Below are 24,065 nucleotides of genomic sequence, written 5' to 3'. Positions count from 1 at the left end.
CAGTCGGACAGGTCGCGGGCCGTCCCGGTGTACTCCGGGGCGGCCCGTCGTCTTTTCAGCGGCCCATCTTGTACGGCCCGCCCCGCTCCAGGGCCCGCTGGTACGCGGGGCGCGCATGGAGCCGGTCGAGGTAGGCCGTGAGGTTCGGCAGCGCCGCCAGCAAACGGAAGGACTTCGCGGCCTCCAGCACGAAGCTCAGCTGGATGTCCGCGCCCGTCAGCCCGTTGCCCACCAGGTACTCACGGCCCTGAAGCACCCCCTCCAGGTAGTCCAGGTGGTTCTTCAGCTCGGAGTCGATGCGCGGCTTGATGGGCGCCGCGGCGTCGCCCAGCCGCTTCACGTAGAGCAGCTGCACGATGGGCAGCATCGCGGAGCCTTCCGCGTAGTGCAGGAAGTGCGTGTAGCGGTCCAGGTCCTCCGGCGCGGGCGACAACCGGCCCTGGCCATGCTTGCGGATCAGCGATTCGATGATGGCGCCGGACTCCGCCAGCACCCGGCCGTCGTCCTCCACCAGCGGCGACTTGCCCAGCGGGTGGACGGCCTTGAGCTCCGGCGGAGCGAACCCCGTCTTCGGGTCACGCTCGTAGCGGACGACCTCGTAGTCGAGCCCCAACTCCTCCAGGAGCCAGAGGATGCGCTGCGAGCGGGATTCGGAGAGGTGATGGACCTTCAGCATGATGGGAGGGCTCCTCGCGTCCGGAAGCAGGACGTTCCGGGGGCACACTCTCCCAGGTCGCTCCTCCGGACCAGCGTCGTCCGGAGGAGCGGTGTTCAGGACTAGAACGCGGCGCCGCTGGCGCGCTTGCCAGGAGAGCTCGTCAGGCTGGACACGCCCGTGTGCAGCACGAAGCTGGCCGTGGAGGACGCGTCCGGGCTGCGGTTGGCGGACACGCCGTCCGTGCCCGCGAGCGACGAGGCGAACGTGGCCGTGCTCACCACGGTGCCCGCGCTGTTCTTCACCGTGACGGTGTCACCGCTGTTGCCCAGGTTCAGCTGGCCCGTGGACGCGGCCACCGCACCTGGCGTGCCGGACGGGATGCCAGACGCACCGCCGAACACCACCACCGCCTTGCCCGCCGCCACCGAGGTGCCGCTGGCGAAGGTGTGGCGCACGGCCGTGCCGTCCGACACCGTCCAGCCGCTCAGGTCCACCGCCGCCGTGCCGCTGTTGAGCAACTCCACGAACTCGCCGTTCACGTCCGAACCCGGCTCGTTGATGAGCACCTCGTTGATGAACACGTTGCCCGTGCCACCGGTGCCGCCCGTGGTGATGGTGAAGGCCGCGTTGGACAGGTCGGTGACGGTGGCGTTGCTCGCGTCGCTCACGCGCACCCACGCGGTGGTGCTGGCGCTGGAGGGCACCGTCCACGCCACGCTGCCGGAGGACGCGCCCGTGCTGGACGTGATGGTGGTCCAGGTGGAACCGTTCAGCGAGTACTCCACCTTCACGTTGGAGACGCCAGACGCCGTCCAGGTGATGGTGCGCGCCGAGCCGGCCGTCCAACTCTCACCGCCGTTGGGCGACAGCACCGTCACGGAGGAGGACGTCGCGCCGTCCCCCGGGATGAGGAAGTCCTTGATGACGCCCATGTGCTGCATGCCGGACGCGCCGCTGTCGCCCGACAGCGCCGGGGAGATGTCGGACAGGGGCGAGTACACGCGCGTGTCCACCACCAGGCCGTTGGCGAAGGTGCTGGAGCCCATCACCACCGACGTCTGGTAGGCGCGCAGGTCGTTGTCCACCAGCACGTGGTCGTACGGCGAGCTGCGGCCCGCGTTGGTGTTGGTGTTGCCATTCTTGTCCGCCGGGTACGGCGACGCCGTGGACACCACGCTGGAGAAGGTGCTGAAGGTCGCCTCGCTGCGGCTGCCGGTGTTGAAGTCACCACCGATGACCAGGTAGTCGCTGGCGGGCACGTTGGCGTTGATGAACTTCACCAGGTTGTTCGCTTCCGTGTTGCGGACGCTGGAGCTGGTGGTCAGCAGGTGCACGCTGATGGCCCACAGGTCCTTGGGCCCCGGGATGTCGATGCGCGCCCACGCGAAGTCGCGGTTGGACACCTGCGTGTCGTCCCACTCGCCGGCGGCGATGATGGGGTAGCGGCTGATGATGCCGTTCGGAATCTGCGCACCGGCCTCGCGGTAGTACGAGAAGCCCGTGCCGAAGGCCGTGTCCACGAAGGCGCGGATGTCCGCCGCGGAGTCCGTCTGGTAGTTGAATTCCTGAATCATCACGACGTCCGCGTCCGTGCCCTGGAAGATGCGGAGGCCGTGGCCCGGGTTGTAGTCCTGCCCATTGCCGCTGCTCAGGTTGGCCGCCATCAGGCGCAGCCGCACGTTCGTCAGCGAGTCCTCACGCGCGACGAACTCCGGCGCCGTCTCCTCCGCGTCCGCCTCCACGGAGCCACCGCACGCGCTGAGCGCCGCGCACACCAGCGTGAAGGACCACGTACGCCAGGAGGCGGCAGGCCGCCGGAAGAGGTCTTGTTTCAGGCTCACGATGTTTCATCCTGCTCCCGGAGAACCCGGGAGCCGTAGAGGGTCAGGGACGTCACGGCAGCGCCGCGGACGCAGTATTCCGCGTACACGACGCCACCGCCGTTTATCCGTCACATTCCTTGAAACGTTTCGTGAGCGGCGCATCCCCCCCGGCAGGGACGCGCAATGTTACGCATTGTTACATGGCTGCCGTGGTGGACAGCGCGACAAAGGCGTAGCGCAGACCCTTGCCCAGGGTGACGAAGACGACGAAGGGAAAGGGGCGCACGCCCACGAAGCCGCCCGCGAGCACGAACGCGTCGCCCAGGATGGGCAGCCACGACATGAGCAGGGCGGGAGCGCCCCAGGTGCGCAGGTTCGCCTCCACGCGCGCCATGCGCGGGCCTTCCTTCTCCCGGCGGCGCGACACCCAGCGGCCCACGGCCCCGCCTCCGCCGCGCGACACCCACTGCCCCAGGATGTAGAGCGTCACCGCGCCCAGCACGTTCCCCACGGTGGCCACCACGGTGGCCATCACCGGCGGCGTGCCGTTGTAGATGAGGGCGGCGAGCATCGCCTCGGAGGGCACCGGCACCACGGAGCCCGCCAGCATGGCGACGAAGAACATCCCGGGAAGGCCCCAGGTGGACAGGATGGACGGCTCGGCGGGCATGGGCGGCCTGGGCCATACACCCGGCACGGGGCGTTCGTCTTGTGCGGCGTCAGCGCTCCCCTGCCCGCCACCCTGGCCCGCGGGGCCGGAGGCTGTCCGGCGACGCGGCCCTCCCAGGGGCAGGGGTTGTAGGCCCGGGTGGGGGTCCCCATCGTCCCCGCCATGCGACGCTCGACGCGCGAACGGTCAGGACTGCGGTCCATCGATACGGAGGACGAGCGGATCGCCTCCCTGCTGGTGGCGGAGAACCCGGCGCTGCACTTCGAGGGCTCCCGGAACCTGGTGGTGCGGCTGCGCGACGGACGCACCTTCGTCCTCACCGTGCTCACCCTGGAGGCGCTGGAGGCACGGCTGGGAGGCGCGCCGTCCTACGTGGCGACCCGCATGGTCCTGGTGCGGCGACTGTCTGACGGCGCCCTGCTCCACGCGGTGCGCTCCGCGCTGGACCAGGGGCTGGAGCACTTCGGCACGCTCCAGCCGCCGATTGAAGAATGAAGCGCCGGCTCAGGGCGCGGGAGCCCCGGTGAGCTTCCCCGCCACCTTGCGACCCTGGCGCCACACGCCGGTGATGTTCAGCTCGCGGTGCTCCGCGTAGCCGGGGATGCGCAGCGGGGTGGTGCCGGAGTCCGTGCCGAAGGCCGCGTCCACGGGCTGGTCGCGGACGCCGTGGGCGATGATGTCCACGCCCGCGTCCACCACGGCCTTCGCGTCCTCCAGGTCGTGGATGTGGGCGGCGACGCGCAGGCCCTGCTTGTGGGACTCGTCGATGACGGCCTTGTAGATGTCCGGCTTCATCTTCGGGAGCTTGCCCAGGAACGTGTCCACCCAGACCTTCACCAGGTCCACGCGGTTCTTCGCCAGCGTGCGCACGGCGGCGCGGGCCTCCTCCACCGTGGTGGGGCGGAAGAGCTGATCCGGCGCGCTGTTCGTCATCGCCTGGGGAGGCCCGCCCTCCGGCACGCCAATGCCCTGCCCCGCGCCGAAGAGGTCCGCGCCGGTGAAGGAGTCCGCGTGGGCCTCCTTGCGCAGCTCGTTGAACAGCGGCCGGTTCATCCCGAGCGCCGTCACGGTGGTGACGCCGTACGCGGCGAACTGGCGCAGCTGCTTCTCGACGTTCTCCCGCGTGTAGTTCTGGGAGCCCGTGGTGGTGCCGGACGTCTGGCCCACGTGGCTGTGGTCGGAGATGAGGCCGGGCAGGAGCGTCTGGCCCTTGAAGTCGATGACCTCCGCGCCCTTGGGCACCTTGACGTTGATGGCGAGCCCCACGGAAACAATCTTCCCGTCGCGCACCACCACGGAGCCCCCCTCCAGCGGCTGCCCCCCGGAGCCATCCAGCACCGTGCCGCCCTGGAAGACGACGGTGCGCGAGGCGGCGGGCGCCGCGCTGGCGGACAGCGGCAGCGCGAGGGCGAGCAGGGCGGCGGTCAGGCAACGCGAGCGCATCAGGAAGGTCTCCAGGGGGAAGAGGGAAACCCTAGGAGCGCGTCCGGGTGGCGACAACCCTTCGTGGCGGCGACTGTCGTGACGTCGGTGCTACAGGCCGGGCGCACGGTGGGAACCCAACGCCGCATCGCGGCGCGCGAGCGACTTCCACCGGGAAACACGGCGCCGTGATTATGCTGCCCGCCCGATGGATGAACCCGGCCTGCAATATCCCGGAGAAGCCCTGCGAGGGTGGCTCCGGCAGTTCGCCAAGACGCCGCTCGCCGAGCCGACGCTGAAGCTGCTGGTCGTGCTGGCGGACACGGTGTTCTTCGCGAGCCTGGGCCGCGAGGAGGGCGAGGCCACGCGCGTGCGCATCGCCTATCACGCGCAGGGGTTGCAGGGCCTGCAGGCGGTGCGAGAGACGGTCTACATCGGCGGACAGAAGGGCAAGCGGCAGGCGTGGGAGACGCTGCCGCTGGAGGCCAAATCGAGCATCACCGACTTCAGCGTGGAGGCGCTGGTGAAGCTGGCGCCCGCGGCGAACCTGCCGCGCACGGCGGTGGTGGTAGGGCCGCGAGACGGCAAGCTGCGCATCCAGGGGCTGGCGCGCCGGGTGGAGTACACGGAGTTCCACGCCGAGGGAGAGGAGGACGTCTTCATCCTGCACGCGCCGGAGCCGGGCCACCTGGTGGTGAGCACGCAGGGGCGAGAGGTGTTCCGCTACGAGCAGGGCGCGCCGGTGCCGCCGGGCCGTCGAGTGGCGTTGCACGACCTGCTCTTCCACGAGGACAGCGCGGTGCGCGCGGCGCTGATGGAGATGTGCGCCACGCTGGTGGAGTCCCTGCCCAAGGTGCAGCCGCTGATGGGCGGCAACCGCGAGTGGTACGTGTCCAACGCGGTGCAGGGGCTCATCCGGAGGATGGCGGGCCTGCATCACGGAGGGCTCATCGCGTTCCTGCCCAAGCAGCACGACGTGGAGCGCTTCCGGGCGCGAGGCAAGTACGTCCTGCCGCCGGAGCAGGGCTCGTTGTTGCGCCAGCGGTTGCAGCGCTTCGTGCAGGCGAGGGCGGACCTCATCAACGGCGCCTGGCAGGCGGAGGCCGGCAAGGCGGCGGAGGAGGAAGAGGATCCGGAGTTGAAGAAGGCCGCGGCCGAGCACGACGACAAGGTGACGGAGAGCGACTTCCAGGCGCTGGTGGAGAGCATCGGGCAGTTCACGGCGGTGGACAACGCGCTGGTGCTGGGGCCGGAGCTGGAGGTGCTCTGCGCGGGGTATCAGATTGCGCTCCCGAGAAGCGGCCCGCCGCAGGTCTTCGAAGCGCGAACGCTCCAGGGGCGTCCCGGGCCGCACTACCCCATCCACCAGCACGGCTCGCGCCACCGGGCCGCGGCCGTCTTCGCGAATCAGCACTCCGGAGCCATCGTGTTCGTGGCATCCCAGGACGGCCCGCTCCGCTGCCTGCACCGGCCACCCGGCAAGAAGAAGGTGCTGCTCTGGAGCCTCCTGCTGACGGAGGACTGAGGCCGGAATGAAGCGGCTGGGTTGGTGCTGCTGACCTCTCGCCCTGGACGTTGAGCTCCCCACCATGTCCAATCGTTTCTTCGAGCTGCATGGCGACCCCGAAGAGGGGTTTTGGTATCTGGATGATCCGGTCGACAAGAACGGAGTGGAGATCGAAGACGCCTGGCGGCTCAGGGCAGGCACGCCTGTCGAAATAACGGGGCCGCTTCGAATCCCCCTCATGGAGCCCGGAAAGCCTCGTGACTTCTCGATGGCAGGGCTGTGCATGGCTCCGGTCGTTCACGTCAAACTGGCCATGCTCTTCGCGGAGCTTGCGCCCAACGACGTCCAGTTCCTGTCGGTGGACATCCCGGGACAACCCGAACAATTCAGCATGCTCGTGGCGACCCGGATGTTCCGCTGCATTGATGAGCGTGCATCGGAGGAGGCCCGGCGCTGGGAGCCCAAGGACGGACGGCCGGAGAAGGTCGGTCAGTACCGCTCCGTGGACATCATGCGCATCGACAAGTCGAAGGTGGGTGACGCGAAGATCTTCCGGCCCTGGGGCTTGCACGTGGCCCTCATCGTCTCCGAGGACTTAAAGACAGCGCTGGAGCGCACCGGCGCCACCGGCATGTACTTCACGGAAGTGTAGAGCCTCGAACGGTGGAAGCCCGCCATGTGCCTGGCACACGATCCGGATTGTCATGGTACAATCTGACTTATGTCCCAGTCCAACTGGAAACCGCGCCTGAAACGCTCCGAGGGCCCTCTGTACGGGGCGCTCGTCGATGCGCTCGCGGCGGACATCAGCGCGGGGCGGCTTCGCGCTGGGGACCGGCTGCCCACGCACCGGGAGCTCGCGAGCACGCTGGGGACGTCTCTGGGAACTGTGACCCGGGCCTACGCTGAAGCGGAACGACGGGGACTCATCTGGAGCCAGGTGGGCAACGGGACGTTCGTGAAGAACCTGCGGGACGGAGACCGCTATTCGCCCCAGCTCGACCGGACGCGCATCGACCTGGGGCCCACGGCCGTGCCCATTGTCCCCGGCGATATGGGGCACCTCGCCTTCGCCGCCGCGCTTCAGCGGCTGAGCGAACGCGCGGACCTGGGCGCGCTCAGTGGCTATCAGGCCCATGCGGGCACGGAGGCCCAGCGGGCGGCGGGGGCCCGCTGGCTGGAGCTCGCGGGTGTGCCTGCCACGCGCGAGAACGTCATCGTGAGCAGCGGGGCCCAACACGCGACCCTGATGGTGTTGTCCCTGCTCGCGAACGCGGATGGACTGCTGGTGGAGGACGTCACCTATCCCGGGGTCCTCGCCGCCGCGGAGTGGCTCCGGCTGCCTACGCATCCGGTGGCGCTCGACGCGGAGGGACTCGTGCCCGCAGCGCTCGCGGAGGCCTGCCGGAGGAGCAAGGCGCGGGTGCTCTACTGCACGCCCACGAACCACAACCCGACCACGGTCGTCATGCCCTTGAAGCGGCGGCAGGCGCTGGTGGAGGTGTGCCGGAAGTTCGACGTCACCGTCATCGAGAACGGCGCGCTGGCCCCGCTCGTGGCGAAGGCGCCCGCACCCCTGGCCGCGCTCGCGCCCGAGCGGACCTATCACCTGGGCAGCCTGTCCAAGGCGGTGCTACCCGCGCTGCGCGTCGGCTACATCCGGGCGCCGGGGTCGTCGTGGCAGACGCTGGAGCACGCGGCCGCGGCGACGGTCTGGTCAGGATCTCCCCTGCTGAATGAACTGGCCACGCAGTGGGTGACGGACGGCACGGCCGAGTCCCTGCGCGACGCGCGACGCTCCGAAGCCACGGCCCGGCAATCCCTGGCGGCGAAGGTGCTGAAGGGCCATCCCTATGTCGCGCACCCCAGCGCGTACTTCCTGTGGATGCCCATCCCCGAACAGCGCCGCGCCACGGAGCTGGTGGAAGCCGCCGCCGCGCGCGACGTGCTGCTCGGACCGGCGCACCTGTTCGCGGCCCGTCCGGGTCAGGCGCCCAATGCGCTGCGGGTGTCGCTGGCCGCGGCCGGCTCCCGCGAGGAGTTGGAGCGGGGATTGAAGACGCTGGCCGAACTGCTCGGCGCCACGTCCCCAGCACCGCGACGCCTGGCCTGACGTTTCCCTTCACCTCGTTCCGAAGAGAGTGCCCATGATGCCTCCCCTGCTCCACCGTGGTGGTCTCCTGTCGCGTGCGCGCCTCGCGCTCCTCCTCGCGGGACTCGCCGTCCCCTGGCAAGCGGTGGGAGCCGAAGCCGGGGACGACCTCCAGGCGCGGCTCGACTTCTCGGAGGCCTCGCTCCGCTGGCCGGACCGCATCCGGGACACCCTGACGCCGCCCCGGTGGCTGCCCGAGGGCGACCGGTTCGTGTACTGGTCCAGGGTGGAGCCCTACCGGGACACGTGGGTCCTGGTGGATGCGCGGCGCCGCACCCAGCAGCCCCTGCTGGATTCGGAATCGCTGCGCTCCCAGCTCACGGAGCTGTTCGGCAAGCCGATGACGTTGCCCGTCGTCATGCCCTTCACGCTCACCACGGATGCGAAGGGAATCGTCTTCACCGTCCAGGGCCGGGCCTTCTCCCTGGGATTCACCGACAAGCGGCTCGTGGCACTCGAACCCACGCATCCTGTCGCGATGTCGCTCGTGCCCGGCAACAGCCTGTCGCCGGACGGAGCGACGGTCGCGGTACAGCGGGACGAGGGGTTCGCCGTGGTGGACGCGAAGGGCGCGACCCGGCTGGAGCGCACCGGCACGGAGGACTCGCCCTGGCGGCTGCCCGAAGGTGCATGGTCTCCCCAGGGCCGGTTCCTCGCGGTCTGGCGCGACGACATGCGGGGCATGCACCGGCTTCCGCTGGTCGACTACAGCACTCCCCTGGAGAAGGTGACGTGGGTCCCCTACTCCAAGACGGGCACTCCGCTGATGCGCTCGGAGCTGCACTTCGCCTCGGTGGAGTCGGGGCAGGTGACGCCCGCGCCCGGTGACGCGGTGGAGAGCTACGACTGGTTCGCGGGCTGGCGTCCGGACGGCAGCGAGGCGCTGGTGCTCCAGCTGTCGCGGGATGGCAAGCGGCTGGACCTGGTGGCGGTGGAGCCGGTGACGGGTAAGCGGCGCCGCGTGCTGAGGGAGGAGCGGAAGGAGACCTTCGTGGCGGCGCTGGAGTTCTCGGTGGGCGGATGGGCCCAGCAGGTGAAGCCGCTGCCGGACAACCAGCACTTCCTCTGGATGTCCGAGCGCGATGGATGGCGTCACGTCTACCTGTATGACTATTCCGGCAGGCTCGTGCGCCAACTCACCCAGGGCGCGTTTCCGGTCCACATGGTGGCGGGCATCACACCGAAGTCAGACGCCTTCTTCGTCACCGCGTCCGCCGAGCCCGGAGCCCCCTATGACCGGTCGGTGTATCGGGCACGAATCGCGGGCGGGGCACTGAAGCGGCTGACGCCCGAGCCCGGGCTCCACCGGCCCGTGTTGGCCCCCTCCACGGGCTACTTCGTGGATGGGCACTCCACACGGGAGCAGCCCAGGGTCTGGGACGTGGTGTCCACGGAGGGGCGCCCCTCCTTCCGCTACGCGAAGTCAGACACGAGCGCCCTGGCGGAGCTGCACTACACGCCGCCGGAAGGCATCACGGTCAAGGCCACGGACGGCGTCACGCCCCTGTACGGCGCGCTATACAAGCCGAGGGACTTCGATCCGAAGAAGCGCTACCCGGTCATCGACGTCATCTACGCGGGGCCGTTCACGACGGTGGTGCCCTGGAGCTACGTGGGCCCGCTTGAATCGATCATCGCGCACTCGCTGGCGCAGCTCGGGTTCATCGTGATGGTGCTGGACGCGCGAGGCACGCCAGGGCGGGGCAAGGCCTTCCAGGACGTGAACCATGGCCGCGTGGGCCAGACGGAGATTCCAGACCACGTCGCGGCGCTGAAGCAGGCAGGAGCCAGCCGGCCCTACATGGACCTGGAGCGGGTGGGCATCCACGGCCATTCCTGGGGCGGATACTTCGCGCTGCGAGGCATGCTGACGGCGCCGACGTTCTTCAAGGCAGGCTACGCGGGAGCACCAGGCGCCCTGACGGAAGAGGCCGTCATCAACGAGCCGAACATGGGCCTGCTGGCGGACAATCCAGAGGGATACGCGGCGGGCTCCAACGAAGCCCTGGCGGACAAGCTCCAGGGAGCGCTCAAGCTGATGCACGGGACGAGTGACGTGAACGCATCACTGTCCACGACGATGCGGATGGCCCAGGCACTGGTGCGCGCGAACAAGCACTTCGACTTGTTGATCATGCCGGGCGAGGGACACGGCCCCGAAGGCAGGTACTACCGGGACGACGTGCGTCGGTTCTTCCTGCGGGAACTGGGCGAGCCCCGGTGAGGACACCAACCATCGTGTGATTCACTCCCCGACAGCAGGTCGGCCGTTCCCCAGCGACAGCCACGCCCGGTGCTTCCCCCAGGTGGAGCGTTCACCTATGACGCCTTCCCGTAGGTGAGCACCGGGGGCGGACCACGTGAAGGCAGACGAACTGTTCAGCGGGCCCGGAGAAATGGCCGCCCGGATGCTCGAGAAGGACTGGGCGGCCACGCCGCTCGGTCCCGTGGAGGGCTGGCCCGTCTCTCTGCGGACACTCGTGCGGACCCTGCTCCATTCGCTGCACCCCATGGTCCTCATGTGGGGCCCCCAGCTCGTCCAGCTCTACAACGACGCCTTCATGCCCAGCTTCGGCAGGGGGAAGCATCCTGAGGCGCTCGGGAAGTCCGCCACCGAGGTCTGGCCGGAGGCCTGGCCCATCATCGGACAACAGCTGGAAGACGCGATGCGCGAGGGGCGGCCCAGCTGGAACGAGGATCAGCTCGTCCCCATCTTCCGCAATGGCCGCATCGAGAACGTCTACTGGACCTACAGCTACTCCCCCGCATTCGACGACGACGGGAAGGTCCACGGCACGCTGGTGGTCTGCACGGAGACCACCTCCCGGGTGCTCGGAGAACAGGCCTTGCAGCGCAGCCAGGAGCGGCTCCGCCGCGTCGTGGAGGCCTCCGGCGCGGGCACCTGGGAGCTGGACGTGCGTCGCGGCCAGATGCAGGTAGACGAGCGGATGGCCCAGCTGTTCGGCCTCCCGGAACCGGGGATGTTCAGCCTGGAGCGGGTGCTCGACCGCGTCCACCTCGATGAGCGCGCGGCGATGAGCGAAGCCATCGCCGCCACGCTCGCGGGCAGGACGCAGGGCCGCTACGTCATGGAGCACCGTGTGGTGGAAGCCCAGGGGCACCCCAGCCGCTGGATCGAGGTCCGCGGACAGGTGACCTTCGACGCCGAAGGCCGCGCCCTCCAGTTCGTCGGAACGGCGCTCGACATCAGCGACCGCAAGCAGGCCGAGGCGGACAGCCTGCACGCACGCCAGGAGCTCCAGGGGCTCCTCACGTCCCGCGGCGGCGGCACCACGTCCGGGTGAGTCTGCGCGACGAGGGCCCCGGCCTCGACGCCACCTTCCACTTCGAGCTGCCGTTGGACTAGGAGAGCCCCATGCCCCGCTCGGACAGCTTCATGGAATACACGGTCGAACTGCTGAAACCGCTCGGCCCGGTGCAGGCCCGCTCGATGTTCGGCGGCTGGGGCCTGTACTTCGGCGGCCGGATGTTCGGCCTCATCATCCAGGGCCAGCTCTACCTGAAGACGGACGACGTCACCCGCCCCGACTTCGAGGCCGAGGGCTGCCGACCCTTCATCTACCAGAGCCGCGGCAAGGAACAGCCCATGAGCTACTGGACGCCGCCCGCGGACGCCGAGGACGACGGCCGCCGGATGCTGCCCTGGGCCCGCCGCGCCGTGGACGCCGCCAACCGCGCCGCGATGAAGAAGGCCGCGAAGAAAGCCCCGGCGGCGAAGAAGGCCCCGGCGGCCAAGAAGCCCCCTGCCTCGAAGAAGGCACCGGCGGCCAAGAAGCCCGCCGCGAAGAAGAAGCCCGCCGCGAAGAAGAAGCCCGTCAGGCGGTCTTGATGTTGGCCACGTCGCCGAGCCCCAGCTCGGTGATGGAGACCTCGCGCATGCGGAACTTCTGCACCTTGCCGGTGACGGTCATCGGGAAGCTGTCCACGAGCTTCCAGTGGCGGGGAATCTTGAACGTGGAGATGCGGCCGGTGCAGAAGGCCGTCAGCGCCTCCACCGTAAGCGAGGCGCCGGACTTCAAGCGCACCCACGCCATCACCTCCTCGCCGTACTTCACGCTGGGCACGCCGATGACCTGTGCTTCGGAAATCTCCGGGTGCGTGTGGAGGAACTCCTCCACCTCGCGCGGGTACACGTTCTCGCCGCCCCGGATGATCATGTCCTTGATGCGGCCGACAATCTTGACGTAGCCCTCCCCGTCCATGGTCGCCAGGTCACCGGTGTGCATCCACCCCGCCCGGTCGATGGCCGCCGCCGTGGCCGCCGCGTTCTCCCAGTACCCGAGCATCACGCTGTAACCGCGCGTGCACAGCTCCCCCGGCTGCCCCTGCGGCACCACCGCGCCCGAGTCTGGATCCACCACCTTCACCTCCAGGTGCGGATGCACGCGGCCCACCGTGGCCACGCGCTTCTCCAGCGTGTCATCCAGCGGATTCTGCGTGGACACCGGGGACGTCTCCGTCATGCCGTAGCAGATGGTGACCTCCTCCATGTGCATCCGCGACTGCACCTGCTTCATCACCTCCACCGGACACGGCGAGCCCGCCATGATGCCGGTGCGCAGCGTGCGCAGGTCGAACTCGCCGAAGCGCGGATGGTCCAACTCCGCGATGAACATCGTGGGCACGCCGTAGAGCGACGTGCAGCGCTCGGCCTGCACCGTCTGGAGCACCGCCAGCGGGTCGAACGCCTCGCCCGGAATCACCATGGCCGAGCCGTGCGACGTACAGGCCAGGTTGCCCATCACCATGCCGAAGCAATGGTAGAAGGGCACCGGGATGCACACGCGGTCCTCCGGCCCGTAGCGCAACACCTCGCCCACGAAGAAGCCGTTGTTGAGCACGTTGTGGTGGGACAGCGTCGCGCCCTTCGGGAAGCCCGTGGTGCCGGACGTGTACTGGATGTTGATGGGGTCATCGAACTGGAGCGACAACTCCCGCGCCTCCAGCACGTCGTCCCCCATGTTCGCGCCGCCATTCACCAGCCGGTCCCAGTCCGAGTCCAGCACCAGCGCCTCGCGCAGGCCCGCGCACCGGGGCCGCACCTCCGCCAGCATCTGGGTGTAGTCCGTCTGCCGGAAGCCCTTCGCCAGCAGCAGCACGCTCACGCCCGCCTGATTGAGCGCGTACTCCAGCTCCGACGTGCGGTAGGCGGGGTTCAGGTTGACCAGGATGGCGCCCGTGCGCGCGAGCGCGTACTGCGACACGGTCCACTCGAAGCGGTTGGGGGACCAGAGCCCCACCCGGTCCCCCTTCTGGATGCCCAGCGCCAGCAGGCCCTTGGCCACCGCCGTCGTCGCGTCCCAGAACTGCCGCCAGGTGACGCGGTAGTTCTGCGATGCCACCACCAGCGCCTCGCGGTCGCCGTAACGCTCGACGGTGCGGCGCAGGTTCTGACCGATGGTCTCCCCCAGCAGCGGGGTGGTGCTGGTGCCGTGGGCATAGGACAGGGCGGTCGTCATCCCTTCATCGTCCCCAGGGTGCTTCGGGTCGGCAAGCACCGGCGTGGAACGGAATCCGCTGTGAACCACCGTGGCGCCCCGCGCCCTGCCCCCTGGACGACCGGACAGCCGCGACGTTTTCCCGCCGACGGCATCCACGTCCACACCCCAGCCGTTACGCCCCGGCATGCCGGGAAAAGACCAATCCCGCCTCCATCAGCGTTTCGGACGGCGGAAACAAAGAAAACGCCGTCACGGCACGCTATTCTGACGCAACGCCCCATGGACGATCCGAACGCCCGATTGGTTGCCACCCTGCTGGAGGCGCGGCAGCGCCACTGCTTCCCCCCGGACGTGCGCAAGGCGGCGCCGGAGTTCGTCGCGCAGGTGCTGGGGTTGCTCTTCCCCCACTTCGCGGAGCGGCTGGAGTGCAACGCCGCCGCCGTGCGCCGGGACGTCACCGCCGTGGAGGCGAGCCTCCAGCGCATCCAGTCGCTGCTCGCGCCGCACTACCCCGTCTCGGACGCGGGCATGTCCTCGCGCTTCATGGCGAAGCTGCCGGACCTCTATGAGTGGCTCCAGCAGGACGCGCGCGCCATCTTTGAAGCGGATCCCGCGGCGCGCAGCGTGGACGAAGTCGTCCTCACCTACCCGGGCTTCTACGCCATCGCCATCTACCGCGTGGCGAACGCGCTGCACCGGCTGAACTTCCCCCTGCTGCCGCGCCTGCTCACCGAGTACGCCCACCAGCGCACCGGCGTGGACATCCACCCGGGCGCCACCATCGGCCGCAAGTTCGTCATCGACCACGGCACGGGCTTGGTCATCGGCGAGACGACGGTGATTGGCGACAACGTGAAGCTCTACCAGGGCGTCACGCTGGGCGCATTGATGGTGGAGAAGGCGCTGGCGGACCGGAAGCGCCACCCCACCATCGAGGACGACGTCGTGGTGTACGCCAACGCCACCATCCTCGGAGGCGGCACGGTGGTGGGCAAGGGCAGCATCATCGCCGGCAACGCGTGGCTCACGCAGAGCGTGCCCGCCCAATCCGTCGTCACCCGCCGCAGCGAGGTGCGCGCGCGCCACGGCGAAGAGGGCCTGGACGTCCTCGACTACCAGATTTGAGTCTTCCTCCCACGCAGTGCCCGTTCCCCATTCACAGGAGACGCCATGAAGGTCGACAACATCCTGCAGACCATTGGCAACACGCCGCACGTGCGCATCAACCGGCTGTACCCGTCGCGCGTGACGGTGCACCTGAAGCTGGAGCGCGCCAACCCGGGCGGCAGCATCAAGGACCGCATCGGCCTGGCCATGATTGAGGACGCGGAGAAGAAGGGCATCCTCAAGGAAGGCAGCGTCATCATCGAGCCGACGAGCGGCAACACCGGCATCGGCCTGGCCATGGTCGCCGCGGTGAAGGGCTACAAGCTCATCCTGGTGATGCCGGAGTCCATGAGCATCGAGCGCCGCCGCGTGCTGGCCGCCTACGGTGCCCAGTTCGACCTGACGGAGCGCGCCAAGGGAATGAAGGGCGCCATCGCCCGCGCCCAGGAGCTCGTCTCGCAGACGCCCAACGCGTGGATGCCGCAGCAGTTCGAGAACGAGTCCAACATCGAGGTCCACAAGCGCACCACCGCGCAGGAAATCCTGAACGACTTCCCGGACGGGCTGGACTACCTCATCACGGGCGTGGGCACCGGCGGCCACATCACCGCGTGCGCCGAGGTGCTCAAGGCGAAGTGGCCCAAGCTGAAGGTGTTCGCGGTGGAGCCGGTGAAGTCCCCTGTCATCAGCGGCGGCCAGCCGGGCCCGCACCCCATCCAGGGCATCGGCGCGGGCTTCATCCCGAAGAACCTGCACACGGAGGCCCTCGACGGCACCATCCAGGTGGATGAGAAGGACGCCTTCGAGTTCGCCCGCCGCTCCGCGCGCGAAGAGGGCATCTTCGTGGGCGTGTCCTCCGGCGCCTCGCTGTCCGCGGTGAACCAGAAGCTGGCGGAGATGCCGGACGGCAGCCGCGTGCTCGCCTTCTGCTACGACACCGGCGAGCGCTACCTCTCCGTGGAGAACCTCTTCCCCGCGCAGTAGCCGTCGTCGTGCCCTCCGGTCCGGGTGGAACTCACCCGGGCCGGTACGCGCGCACCCGCTCCACCAGCCGGTCCATCTCCTCGTGCGTGTTGTAGAAGTGCGGCGACAGGCGGATGCGCCCGCGCCGGACGGAGTGGGACACCGTCTTCTCCGCCAGGTACGCGCTGAGCGCCCGGACGTTCGCGCCCGGCGGCAGGAAGGTGAGGATGCCCGCGCGGTCCTTCGGCTCGGGGCCCACGTCGCAGCCCAGGTTGCGCAGGCCCGTGTCCAGCCGGGCCAGCAGCTCGCCAATCCGCGCGCCGATGGCGTCCGTGCCCACCTCCAGCAGCAACTCCAATGCGGCGCCCATCGCGTAGATGCCGGGGTACGCGGCGCTGCCCTCCTCGAACTTCGCCGCGTCCGCGCGCAGCTCGAAGTGCGAGCGGTTGAAGTTCCACGCGTCCGTGGTGCTGCGCCAGCCCACCAGCGCGGGCCGCACGCGCGGCAGCACGTCCTTCGCCACGTACAGGAAGCCGATGCCGGAGATGCCCAGCATCCACTTGTGGCTGTCCGCGCTGAGGAAGTGCACGCGGCTCTTCTTCACATCCACGGGGATGCAGCCCACGCTCTGGATGCCGTCCACGCACAAGAGCACGCCGTTGCGCTCACACACTTCGCCCAGCGCATCCAGGTCCGTGCGGTGGCCGGTGGCGAACTGCACCGACGACACCGCCACCAGCCGCGTGCGCGGAGTGAGCACGGACGCCACGGCCTCCGGCGTCACGCCGCCATTCGGGGTGGGAATCTCACGGACCTCCACGCCCCGGGTCTTGAGGTGCAGCCACGGGTAGACGTTGGACGGGTACTCGAGGCTCGTCGCGACGGCGACCTCGTCCCCGGGCTTCCAGTCCAACCCTTCCGCCACCAGCCCCAGTCCGTGGCTGGTGTTGCGCACGAAGGCGACCTCTTCCGGTGACGCGCCGATGATGAGCGCCGCGAGCCCGCGCACCTTCTCGCTCTGGGCCTCCCAGCCGCGCTCGTTCAGGACGCCGTGATTCACCACGTCGTCCATCCAGGCCTTCACCGCGGCGGCGGCACGCGTGCTGGTGGGCGCGACCCCGGCGTGGTTGAGGTAGAGCTGTTCCTTCAGGACGGGGAACTCGGCGCGGTAGGACTCGAACGAGGCACTCATGGGTGGCGAGTGTAGCCATCCAGCCACCGCTCACGTCACGCTCCGTCAGCCCCGTCGACTACAGGACGACCAGCAGACCCAGCGACGCCGTGGGGTACACCGTGCGCAGGCCCAGGTTGCTGGAGCCCACCTGGAGTTCGCGCACGTCCGTGAAGGTGAAGCCCGGGCCCGCCCGCGCCGACAGGCCCACGCGCCCGGAGCCCGGCCGCCACATCACGCCCAGCGTCGGCTCCAGGAAGGCCGTCGTCGTGTAGTCCTTGCGGTCCGGCATCGTCGCGCCGTCCGGGCGCGCGACGAACTCCTCCAGGCCTAGCGTCATCCCCACGAACGGACGCACCGTGCCGTCCGCCAGGAAGGCCAGCGTGTAGCGGCTGTCCACGCCCACGCCGAAGTTGAGCTTCACGTCGGCGCCACCCACGTTGGAGAAGCGCGCCTTCGCGCCCAGCGACCGGTTCCACCCGCCCGCGCGACCCAGGAGGCCGAACGCGAACCGAGAGTCCCGCGACGGCGCGACCTCCGCCCGGATGCCGTACAGCGAGCCGTCCAGCGCGGGCGGCTGCAGCTCCAGCAGGAACGCCCCGCGCCGCTGCTGCTCCTGCCCCGTGGACGAGGACGCCATGTCCTGGGCCATCGCCGGCACCGACACCAACGCCGCACCCACCGCTACAGCCTTCACCCACTGCATCGACCGCTTGGACTCGACTCGCATGGCCCGTCTCCTTCGGTTTAGCCGGACGACTAACTTAGTCACACGACTAACTAAGACCGGCAACGCGGGATGTCAAGCCGACGAGCGGTCGCCGCCCTTGCGGGGGTGGGAGGCGGTGCCCTATGGGTCTGGGATGCCATCCCCCCGCCGTGGCAAGACGCCACCTCCCCCCGCCGCTCCGGAGCCTGACGCCCGGGCGCGCCTCATCGCCGCCGGCCAGCGCGTGTTGGGGGAGCGCGGCTACGACGCCGCCACGGTGAAGGAGGTGGCGCGCGAGGCCGGGGTGAACCAGGGCCTGGTGCACTACTACTTCGGCAGCAAGGACGCGCTGCTGCTGGCTGTCACCCAGGAGGCGAGCCGGCAGTACCTGTCGGAGCTGGAGCGGCTGCGCGCGCAGACTCCGGCGGAGGAGCTGGCGCAGACGGCCTTCGCCTGGGGCGAGAAGCTGGCCACGGACGCGCCGGGAACGTGCCGGTTGCGTTACGAGCTGTTCGCGCTGGGTCTGCGCAACCGGGAGCTGACGCCCGCCGTCGCGCAGCTGTTGGGCCAGGGCGACGAGGAGATTGCCCGCACCGTGGCGCACGTGCGCACGGGCCACGAGTCGGCCCCCACCGCCGAGGACCAGCACTACGCGGTCATCATCAAGGCGTGCGTGGACGGGCTCGCGCTGCACCACCAGTTGGACAAGAGCTTCGACCCGCTGCCCGTGTACGCGCTGCTGCGGCGGATCATGCTCGCGAGCATCGAGCAGCCCGCCCCGCCTCGCGCACCCGCGCGCAAGCCGAAGGCCCAGGGCCGTCGCGGAGCGCGCTCGCCACGAGGAACGCGCTCGTCACGCGCGCGCAAGGCGCCAGCCCCTCGCCGCCGCTGAAGGCAGCGGCCAGGCCAGCGCCAGCCCCAGAACAGACATTCAACATTCAGTGGCATCGCCAACCCGGCGGGGCGCAGGATGCCCCGCATGGACTTCCAGCCTTCCGCCAGGACGACCGAATACCTGGAGCGCGTGAAGCGCTTCATGGCTGACCACATCGAGCCGGTGGAGGCCGAGTACCTCCGGGCCCTGCACGCGATGGAGGCCGGTGGGGATTGGCGCCAGTGGAAGGTGCCGCCGGTGATGGTGGAGCTCAAGGCCCGCGCGAAGGCCGCGGGGCTGTGGAACCTCTTCCTCCCGGACGCGAAGCTGGGCGCGGGCCTGAGCACGCTGGAGTACGCGCCGCTCGCGGAAGCCATGGGCCGCAGCTTCATGGCGCCGGAGGTCTTCAACTGCAGCGCCCCGGACACCGGCAACATGGAGGTGCTCTGGCGCTACGGCTCGCCGGAGCAGCAGGAGCAGTGGTTGAAGCCGCTGCTCGCGGGCGACATCCGCTCGGTGTTCTGCATGACGGAGCCGGACGCCGCGTCGTCGGACGCCACCAACATGCAGGCCACCGCCGAAGTGGACGGCGACCACGTCGTGCTCAACGGCAAGAAGTGGTGGTCCAGCGGCCTGGGACACCCCAACGCGAAGGTGGCCATCTTCATGGGCCGCACGTCGCAGGCGGGCGCGGATCGCCACCACCAGCACTCCATGGTCCTGGTGCCCATGGACGCGCCGGGCGTCGAAATCATCCGCATGCTGCCCGTGTACGGCGACCATGACGCCCCGCACGGCCACGGCGAGGTGCACTTCCACAACGTGCGGCTGCCGGTGTCCGCGCTCATCTCCGGGCCGGGCATGGGCTTTGAAATCGCGCAGGGCCGCCTGGGCCCGGGCCGCATCCACCACTGCATGCGCTGCATCGGCGCGGCGGAGCGGGCGCTGGAGTTGATGATCGACCGTGGCATGAACCGCACCGCGTTCGGCAAGCCGCTCATCAACCTGGGCGGCAACCGCGAGCGCGTGGCGGAGGCGCGCATCGCCATCGACCAGGCGCGCCTGCTCACGCTGTACGCGGCGTGGAAGCTGGACGACGTGGGCGCGATGGGGGCGATGACGGAGATTTCAGCCATCAAGGTCGTGGCGCCCAACGTGCTCCAGAAGGTGGTGGACGACGCCATCCAGTTGCACGGCGGCGCGGGTGTGTCGCGCGACACGCCACTCGCGGGCTTCTTCGCCCAGGCGCGCAGCCTGCGCATCGCGGACGGCCCGGACGAAGTGCACAAGGGCGTCATCACCCGCATCGAGCTCGCGAAGCGCGGCTTCAGCAAGGGAGGTTGAACATGACGGCTCCGGTCTCCATCCCGCTGGACGAGGGCAAGGCCGTGCGCTCCGGCGAGGCGCTGGACGTGCCCGCGGTGGACGCGTGGCTGAAGGCCCAGGTGCCTTCGCTCCAGGGCACGCCGGAGGTGACGCAATACACGGGCGGCGCCTCCAACTGGACCTACCGGCTCAAGTACGAGAACCGCGACCTCATCCTGCGCAGGCCGCCCTCGGGCACCAAGGCGAAGTCCGCGCACGACATGTCGCGCGAGTACACGGTGCAGCAGGCGCTCAAGCCCGTGTACCCGGTGGTGCCCACCATGGTGGGGCTGTGCCAGGACCCGGCCGTGCTGGGCGCGGAGTTCTACGTGATGGACCGCATCCCCGGCCTCATCCCGCGCAAGCACCTGCCCAAGGGGCTGGACCTGGACAAGGCCCGCACGCGCCAGCTGTGCCTCAACGTGGTGGATCAGCTCATCGCGCTGCACGGCGTGGATGCGCAGGCGGTGGGCCTCCAGTCGCTGGGCAAGGGGCCGGGCTATCCGCAGCGGCAGATTTCCGGCTGGTCGGACCGCTACGAGAAGGCGCGCACCTGGAACGTGCCCCGGATGAAGCACACGCGCGAGTGGCTGGCCGCGCACGTGCCGCCGGACATCAAGACGTGCGTCATCCACAACGACTGGCGCTTCGACAACGTGGTGCTCAAGCCGGAGGACCCCACGCAGGTCATCGGGGTGCTGGACTGGGAGATGGCCACGCTGGGCGACCCGCTGATGGACCTGGGCAACACGCTGGCCTACTGGGTCCAGGCGGATGACGACGCCTTCCTGCGCATGACGCGAAGGCAGCCCACGGACCTGCCCGGCATGCTCACGCGCGAGGAGGTGGTGGCGTACTACCTGGAGCGCACCGGCCTGAAGCCCGCCAACTGGACCTTCTACGAGGTCTACGGCGTGTTCCGGCTCGCGGTCATCGCGCAGCAGATCTACTACCGCTACCACCACAAGCAGACGCGCAACCCGGCGTTCAAGAACTACTGGCTCATCGTCAACTACCTGGCCTACCGCTGCCGGCAGCTCATCAAGAAGGCGGGGGGCTGAGATGGGCGCGCTCTACCTCATCCGCCACGGTCAGGCGTCCTTCGGCGCGAAGGACTACGACAAGCTGTCGGACGTGGGCGTGCAGCAGGCGCGCGTCCTGGGCGAAGCGCTGCGCACGCGGCTGCCGAAGGTGGACGCCGTGGTGACGGGCACCATGCTGCGCCACCGCGAGACGTCGGACGCGTGCCTCCAGGCGCTGGGCCAGCCGGTGGAGCCCGTGCGGACACCCGGGTTCAACGAGTTCGACCACGAGGAGGTCGTGCACCGGCACACGCCGCGCTACGCGGACTTCGCCGTGCTGCGCGAGGAGCTGGCCGCGATGAAGGACCCGCGCCGCGCGTACCAGGACCTGTTCACCCAGGCCGTGGGGCGCTGGGTCGCGGGCGGGCACGACGGCGAGTACCGGGAGTCGTGGAGCGCGTTCAAGGCGCGCTGTCTGGAGGCATTGGCGGCGCTGGTGGCCTCGCTGGGGCCCTCCAGGACGGCGCTGGTGTTCACTTCCGGCGGACCCATCACGGCCGTCAGCCAGGACCTGCTGGGCATCCCGGACGAGCACGCGTTCCGGACGAACTGGACGCTGGCGAACTGTGGAGTCACGAAGGTCATCTACAGCGAGCGGGGCCGGTATCTGTCCACCCTCAACGAGCACGGACACTTCGAGGGCGAACACCGCGCGCTCATCACCTACCGCTGAGGTGGTGGGCTCGCGTAGCGTGAGCCCATGACGCGGTGCCTGCTCAACATCGACCTGGGGGAGCTGCCCGGGGAGGACGAACAGCTCTACGCGCTCGCGCACCTGGCGAACATCGCCTGCGGAGGCCACGCGGGGGATGCGGCGTCCATGCGGCGGGCGCTGGAGCTGTGCGAGCGCCACGGCACGCTGGCGGGCGCGCATCCGTCCTACGCGGACCGGGAGAACTTCGGGCGCAAGGCGCTGGACGTGGCACCGGAGGTGCTGCGCGCGCAGGTGGCGGAGCAGTGCGGACAGCTGGCCACGCTGGCCCGCGAGCGCGGCGTGCCAGTGCGGCATGCGAAGCCGCATGGAGCGCTGTACCACGCGGCCAACAAGTCCCCGGAGCTGGCGCGCGCGGTGGTGGACGGCGTGGTGGAGGCCCTGGGGACGGGCGTCACGTTCGTGGGGCCCGGCACTGGAGCGTTGAGGGACGCGGCGCGGGCGGCGGGGCTCGGGTATGCGCGCGAGGGCTTCGCGGATCGGGGCACGTTGCCGGACGGATCATTGATTCCGCGAGGCCAGCCCGGCGCGGTGCTGACGGACGTGGGGCAGGCGCGCGAGAACACGGTGCGTCTGGCCACGGGCGGCACGGTGGACACGCTGTGCGTGCACGGCGACACGCCGGGCGCCGTGGTGCTGGCCCGCGAGGTGCGCGCGATGCTGGACGCGCTGGAGCAGCCGCCGGAGCCGCTGGGAGACAGCGCGCTGCGGCTGGTGCTGCCGGAGGCCGTGGACCGGGGCCTGGCGCGCGCAGCCCTGTCCGCGCTGCCGGGCGTGCGGGACGCGGTCATCACCGAGTCCCATGCCTGCGTGTACTTCGACCCGGAGACACCGCCTGAGTCCCCGGCGCTCGTGCTGATGCGGCTGCGCGTGGCACCGGTCACGCACGTGGAGCATCCGCTCATCCGCATTCCCGTGCGCTACGACGGCGAGGACCTGGCGAAGGTGGCCGCGCACGCGGGCCTGTCCGTGGAGGAAGTGGTGCGGCGGCACACGGCACGCGAGTACAGGGTGCGCTGCGTGGGCTTCCTCCCGGGCTTCGCGTACCTGGGGGACGTGGATCCGAGCATCGCGTGTCCCCGCCTGCCGGTGCCGCGCACGCGGGTGCCGGCGCTCGCGGTGGGCATCGCCGGGAAGCGCACGGGTGTGTATCCATTCGCGTCGCCTGGAGGCTGGAACCTCGTGGGCACCGCGATGGACTTCACCGCGTTCGACCCCAAGCGAGGCACGGAACTCCAACTGGGAGCCCGCGTGCGCTTCGAGCAGGTGGATACATGACGACGTTCCGCCCGACACGGCCCCAAACCTGTCCGACTGTCGGACAGGTTTCCGCTGTCCGGTCGGAGGAGGTCCCCTCATCCGAGGCGGAGCCGCGGGCTTCAAAACTTGTCCGACTGTCGGACAGGTTCGTGCGGTCTGCCGCCACCGGGGAGCCGCCACGGGCTCTCGCCTTCTCATCCACGGGAACAGCATCCGTGTCCCAGGGCCTGGGCATGACCGCGCGGAGTGAAGAGGCATGAGCGCCTGTATCGAAATCGTCGGCCTGGGCGCCCCCGCCACCGTGCAGGACGGTGGACGGCCCGGCGTCATGCATCACGGCGTGCCGCCCGGCGGCGCATGGGTGCCGGAGCTGCTCGTCGCGGCGAACCGCGCGGTGGGCAATGCACCTGGAGCCGCAGCTCTGGAAGCCTTCGGCAGGCTGGAGCTGCGCGCCCGGGGCCGCGACGTGCGCGTGTCCGTGGATGGCGAAGCCCCCAGCGTCCTCGCGGACGGAGCCACGCTCACCGTGCCCGCGCCCACCCAGCACGCCGTGCGCTACGTGGCCGTGGACGGCGCGCTCGCCGTGCCCGAAGTCCTTGGCGGCCAGGGCACGCTGTGGGTGGCCCGCCTGGGCGGATGGGAAGGCCGTCCCCTGCGCACCGGCGACCGGCTCCCGCTGGGACCTCCCGCCACGCCGGTTCCCGCTCCGTCCGAAGCTGACCTGTCACGTCTCACGGAGGCCCTGGACCCCGCCGCCCCGTTGCGCGTACTCCTGGGCCCGGATGCGTCCCGCTTCAGCGACGCAGCCGTCGCGCTGCTCCTGGGCAGCACCTTCACCGTGTCGCCCTCCAGCGACCGCGTGGGCCAGCGAATGGACGGACCTCCCGTGCCCCACGGAGACGAGGGCGGGGGCACTTGCCGCCCCATGGTGCGCGGCGCTATCCAGGTCACCCTCTCCGGCACGCCCATCGTGATGGGCCCGGACCACCCCACCACCGGGGGCTACCCCCTCATCGCCGCCGTCATCCGCTCGGACTGGGGCCGCCTGGGGGCCCGTCGTCCGGGCGCCTCCGTTCGCTTCCAGGCCGTGACCCTGGAGGTTGCTCGCGACGCCTGGAGGACCCACCC

22 protein-coding genes are annotated in these 24,065 nt (G+C 69.8%); 15 read left to right on the top strand and 7 right to left on the bottom strand.

Features of this window, described 5'->3' with window-relative positions:
• Nucleotides 1–55: 55 nt before the first annotated feature.
• The 3 genes from D7Y11_RS20255 to D7Y11_RS20245 form a co-directional block, all read right to left on the bottom strand.
• Nucleotides 56–676 carry a glutathione S-transferase family protein gene (locus D7Y11_RS20255; RefSeq protein WP_120576119.1) on the bottom strand — a complete coding sequence of 207 codons (621 nt, stop codon included), beginning with the start codon at nt 674–676 and terminating at the stop codon, nt 56–58.
• A 101-nt stretch (nt 677–777) separates the two neighbouring features.
• Nucleotides 778–2,499 carry a lamin tail domain-containing protein gene (locus D7Y11_RS20250; RefSeq protein ID WP_126934521.1) on the bottom strand — a complete coding sequence of 574 codons (1,722 nt, stop codon included), beginning with the start codon at nt 2,497–2,499 and terminating at the stop codon, nt 778–780.
• Nucleotides 2,500–2,677: 178 nt separating this feature from the next.
• Complete coding sequence (locus D7Y11_RS20245) at nt 2,678–3,151, bottom strand: YqaA family protein (protein ID WP_120599380.1); 474 nt, start codon at nt 3,149–3,151, stop codon at nt 2,678–2,680.
• A 162-nt stretch (nt 3,152–3,313) separates the two neighbouring features.
• Here D7Y11_RS20245 and D7Y11_RS20240 point away from each other — a divergent pair, with 162 nt between their 5' ends.
• Nucleotides 3,314–3,646 (top strand): hypothetical protein, encoded by a 333-nt coding sequence (locus tag D7Y11_RS20240; RefSeq protein WP_120576096.1) that lies wholly within the window; start codon nt 3,314–3,316, stop codon nt 3,644–3,646.
• A gap of 9 nt (nt 3,647–3,655) precedes the next feature.
• Here D7Y11_RS20240 and D7Y11_RS20235 read toward each other — a convergent pair whose 3' ends face one another.
• On the bottom strand, nt 3,656–4,594 hold the full coding sequence (locus D7Y11_RS20235) for an amidohydrolase family protein (protein ID WP_120576097.1): 939 nt from the start codon (nt 4,592–4,594) through the stop codon (nt 3,656–3,658).
• Nucleotides 4,595–4,781: 187 nt separating this feature from the next.
• Between D7Y11_RS20235 and D7Y11_RS20230 the strand changes: the two genes are divergently transcribed.
• The 6 genes from D7Y11_RS20230 to D7Y11_RS20205 all read left to right on the top strand — a co-directional run bounded on the left by D7Y11_RS20230 (nt 4,782) and on the right by D7Y11_RS20205 (nt 12,082).
• Nucleotides 4,782–6,098, top strand: a complete 1,317-nt coding sequence (locus D7Y11_RS20230; RefSeq protein ID WP_120576098.1) for a putative sensor domain DACNV-containing protein — start codon at nt 4,782–4,784, stop codon at nt 6,096–6,098.
• Nucleotides 6,099–6,363: 265 nt separating this feature from the next.
• Complete coding sequence (locus D7Y11_RS45190) at nt 6,364–6,732, top strand: DUF1629 domain-containing protein (RefSeq protein WP_306770448.1); 369 nt, start codon at nt 6,364–6,366, stop codon at nt 6,730–6,732.
• Nucleotides 6,733–6,801: 69 nt separating this feature from the next.
• A complete protein-coding gene (locus D7Y11_RS20220) occupies nt 6,802–8,193 on the top strand; it encodes a PLP-dependent aminotransferase family protein (protein WP_126934519.1) in 1,392 nt (463 codons plus the stop codon).
• Nucleotides 8,194–8,227: 34 nt separating this feature from the next.
• Nucleotides 8,228–10,456, top strand: a complete 2,229-nt coding sequence (locus tag D7Y11_RS20215; RefSeq protein WP_126934518.1) for a DPP IV N-terminal domain-containing protein — start codon at nt 8,228–8,230, stop codon at nt 10,454–10,456.
• 136 nt (nt 10,457–10,592) lie between these two features.
• Nucleotides 10,593–11,537 carry a PAS domain-containing protein gene (locus D7Y11_RS20210; protein ID WP_233605037.1) on the top strand — a complete coding sequence of 315 codons (945 nt, stop codon included), beginning with the start codon at nt 10,593–10,595 and terminating at the stop codon, nt 11,535–11,537.
• Nucleotides 11,538–11,608: 71 nt separating this feature from the next.
• Nucleotides 11,609–12,082, top strand: coding sequence for a TfoX/Sxy family protein (locus D7Y11_RS20205; RefSeq protein WP_126934517.1), 474 nt, complete (start codon nt 11,609–11,611; stop codon nt 12,080–12,082).
• On the opposite strand, the gene D7Y11_RS20200 is transcribed toward D7Y11_RS20205, so the two are convergent.
• Nucleotides 12,069–13,712 (bottom strand): AMP-binding protein, encoded by a 1,644-nt coding sequence (locus D7Y11_RS20200; protein WP_126934516.1) that lies wholly within the window; start codon nt 13,710–13,712, stop codon nt 12,069–12,071. The two genes, D7Y11_RS20205 and D7Y11_RS20200, sit on opposite strands and share 14 nt — an antisense overlap.
• A 261-nt stretch (nt 13,713–13,973) precedes the next feature.
• Here D7Y11_RS20200 and epsC point away from each other — a divergent pair, with 261 nt between their 5' ends.
• Both epsC and cysK read left to right on the top strand, forming a co-directional pair.
• Nucleotides 13,974–14,819 carry a serine O-acetyltransferase EpsC gene (gene epsC / locus D7Y11_RS20195; RefSeq protein ID WP_120576108.1) on the top strand — a complete coding sequence of 282 codons (846 nt, stop codon included), beginning with the start codon at nt 13,974–13,976 and terminating at the stop codon, nt 14,817–14,819.
• A gap of 45 nt (nt 14,820–14,864) precedes the next feature.
• Nucleotides 14,865–15,785, top strand: coding sequence for a cysteine synthase A (gene cysK / locus D7Y11_RS20190; protein WP_126934515.1), 921 nt, complete (start codon nt 14,865–14,867; stop codon nt 15,783–15,785).
• 31 nt (nt 15,786–15,816) lie between these two features.
• On the opposite strand, the gene D7Y11_RS20185 is transcribed toward cysK, so the two are convergent.
• A complete protein-coding gene (locus tag D7Y11_RS20185; RefSeq protein ID WP_126934514.1) occupies nt 15,817–16,956 on the bottom strand; it encodes an aminotransferase class V-fold PLP-dependent enzyme in 1,140 nt (379 codons plus the stop codon).
• Between the two features lie 58 nt (nt 16,957–17,014).
• Nucleotides 17,015–17,665 (bottom strand): hypothetical protein, encoded by a 651-nt coding sequence (locus D7Y11_RS20180; RefSeq protein ID WP_126934513.1) that lies wholly within the window; start codon nt 17,663–17,665, stop codon nt 17,015–17,017.
• Between the two features lie 133 nt (nt 17,666–17,798).
• Between D7Y11_RS20180 and D7Y11_RS20175 the strand changes: the two genes are divergently transcribed.
• The 6 genes from D7Y11_RS20175 to D7Y11_RS20150 form a co-directional block, all read left to right on the top strand.
• The gene (locus tag D7Y11_RS20175) at nt 17,799–18,536 is read left to right on the top strand and encodes a TetR/AcrR family transcriptional regulator (RefSeq protein WP_233607341.1); all 738 of its coding nucleotides are present in this window, start codon (nt 17,799–17,801) and stop codon (nt 18,534–18,536) included.
• An 87-nt stretch (nt 18,537–18,623) separates the two neighbouring features.
• The gene (locus tag D7Y11_RS20170) at nt 18,624–19,862 is read left to right on the top strand and encodes an acyl-CoA dehydrogenase family protein (RefSeq protein WP_126934511.1); all 1,239 of its coding nucleotides are present in this window, start codon (nt 18,624–18,626) and stop codon (nt 19,860–19,862) included.
• A 2-nt stretch (nt 19,863–19,864) separates the two neighbouring features.
• The gene (locus D7Y11_RS20165) at nt 19,865–20,944 is read left to right on the top strand and encodes a phosphotransferase family protein (protein ID WP_120576114.1); all 1,080 of its coding nucleotides are present in this window, start codon (nt 19,865–19,867) and stop codon (nt 20,942–20,944) included.
• A gap of 1 nt (nt 20,945) precedes the next feature.
• Nucleotides 20,946–21,638, top strand: a complete 693-nt coding sequence (locus tag D7Y11_RS20160; protein ID WP_126934510.1) for a histidine phosphatase family protein — start codon at nt 20,946–20,948, stop codon at nt 21,636–21,638.
• A 27-nt stretch (nt 21,639–21,665) separates the two neighbouring features.
• Entirely contained in the window at nt 21,666–22,955 is a 1,290-nt protein-coding gene (locus D7Y11_RS20155; RefSeq protein WP_126934509.1) for a LamB/YcsF family protein, read from the top strand.
• Between the two features lie 238 nt (nt 22,956–23,193).
• On the top strand, nt 23,194–24,065 hold an 872-nt coding region (locus D7Y11_RS20150), incomplete at its 3' end, for a biotin-dependent carboxyltransferase family protein (RefSeq protein ID WP_148139217.1).

It is taken from the genome of Corallococcus sp. AB018 (assembly GCF_003986945.1).
GTDB classification, from domain to species: domain Bacteria; phylum Myxococcota; class Myxococcia; order Myxococcales; family Myxococcaceae; genus Corallococcus; species Corallococcus exiguus.
The sequence above is the reverse complement of the archived record's forward strand: the minus strand, read 5'-3'. Positions and strand labels throughout refer to the sequence as shown.

What these genes read in the sequence shown, in the direction of transcription:
- D7Y11_RS20160 (WP_126934510.1), top strand. Translation starts at nt 20,946, where the DNA reads ATGGGCGCGCTCTACCTCATCCGCCACGGTCAGGCGTCCTTCGGCGCG.
- D7Y11_RS20205 (WP_126934517.1), top strand. Translation starts at nt 11,609, where the DNA reads ATGCCCCGCTCGGACAGCTTCATGGAATACACGGTCGAACTGCTGAAA.
- cysK (WP_126934515.1), top strand. Translation starts at nt 14,865, where the DNA reads ATGAAGGTCGACAACATCCTGCAGACCATTGGCAACACGCCGCACGTG.
- D7Y11_RS20215 (WP_126934518.1), top strand. Translation starts at nt 8,228, where the DNA reads ATGATGCCTCCCCTGCTCCACCGTGGTGGTCTCCTGTCGCGTGCGCGC.
- D7Y11_RS45190 (WP_306770448.1), top strand. Translation starts at nt 6,364, where the DNA reads ATGGCTCCGGTCGTTCACGTCAAACTGGCCATGCTCTTCGCGGAGCTT.
- D7Y11_RS20245 (WP_120599380.1), bottom strand. Translation starts at nt 3,151, where the DNA reads ATGCCCGCCGAGCCGTCCATCCTGTCCACCTGGGGCCTTCCCGGGATG.
- D7Y11_RS20235 (WP_120576097.1), bottom strand. Translation starts at nt 4,594, where the DNA reads ATGCGCTCGCGTTGCCTGACCGCCGCCCTGCTCGCCCTCGCGCTGCCG.
- D7Y11_RS20230 (WP_120576098.1), top strand. Translation starts at nt 4,782, where the DNA reads ATGGATGAACCCGGCCTGCAATATCCCGGAGAAGCCCTGCGAGGGTGG.
- D7Y11_RS20240 (WP_120576096.1), top strand. Translation starts at nt 3,314, where the DNA reads ATGCGACGCTCGACGCGCGAACGGTCAGGACTGCGGTCCATCGATACG.
- D7Y11_RS20175 (WP_233607341.1), top strand. Translation starts at nt 17,799, where the DNA reads ATGCCATCCCCCCGCCGTGGCAAGACGCCACCTCCCCCCGCCGCTCCG.
- D7Y11_RS20170 (WP_126934511.1), top strand. Translation starts at nt 18,624, where the DNA reads ATGGACTTCCAGCCTTCCGCCAGGACGACCGAATACCTGGAGCGCGTG.
- epsC (WP_120576108.1), top strand. Translation starts at nt 13,974, where the DNA reads ATGGACGATCCGAACGCCCGATTGGTTGCCACCCTGCTGGAGGCGCGG.
- D7Y11_RS20155 (WP_126934509.1), top strand. Translation starts at nt 21,666, where the DNA reads ATGACGCGGTGCCTGCTCAACATCGACCTGGGGGAGCTGCCCGGGGAG.
- D7Y11_RS20200 (WP_126934516.1), bottom strand. Translation starts at nt 13,712, where the DNA reads ATGACGACCGCCCTGTCCTATGCCCACGGCACCAGCACCACCCCGCTG.
- D7Y11_RS20180 (WP_126934513.1), bottom strand. Translation starts at nt 17,665, where the DNA reads ATGCGAGTCGAGTCCAAGCGGTCGATGCAGTGGGTGAAGGCTGTAGCG.
- D7Y11_RS20165 (WP_120576114.1), top strand. Translation starts at nt 19,865, where the DNA reads ATGACGGCTCCGGTCTCCATCCCGCTGGACGAGGGCAAGGCCGTGCGC.
- D7Y11_RS20185 (WP_126934514.1), bottom strand. Translation starts at nt 16,956, where the DNA reads ATGAGTGCCTCGTTCGAGTCCTACCGCGCCGAGTTCCCCGTCCTGAAG.
- D7Y11_RS20220 (WP_126934519.1), top strand. Translation starts at nt 6,802, where the DNA reads ATGTCCCAGTCCAACTGGAAACCGCGCCTGAAACGCTCCGAGGGCCCT.
- D7Y11_RS20255 (WP_120576119.1), bottom strand. Translation starts at nt 676, where the DNA reads ATGCTGAAGGTCCATCACCTCTCCGAATCCCGCTCGCAGCGCATCCTC.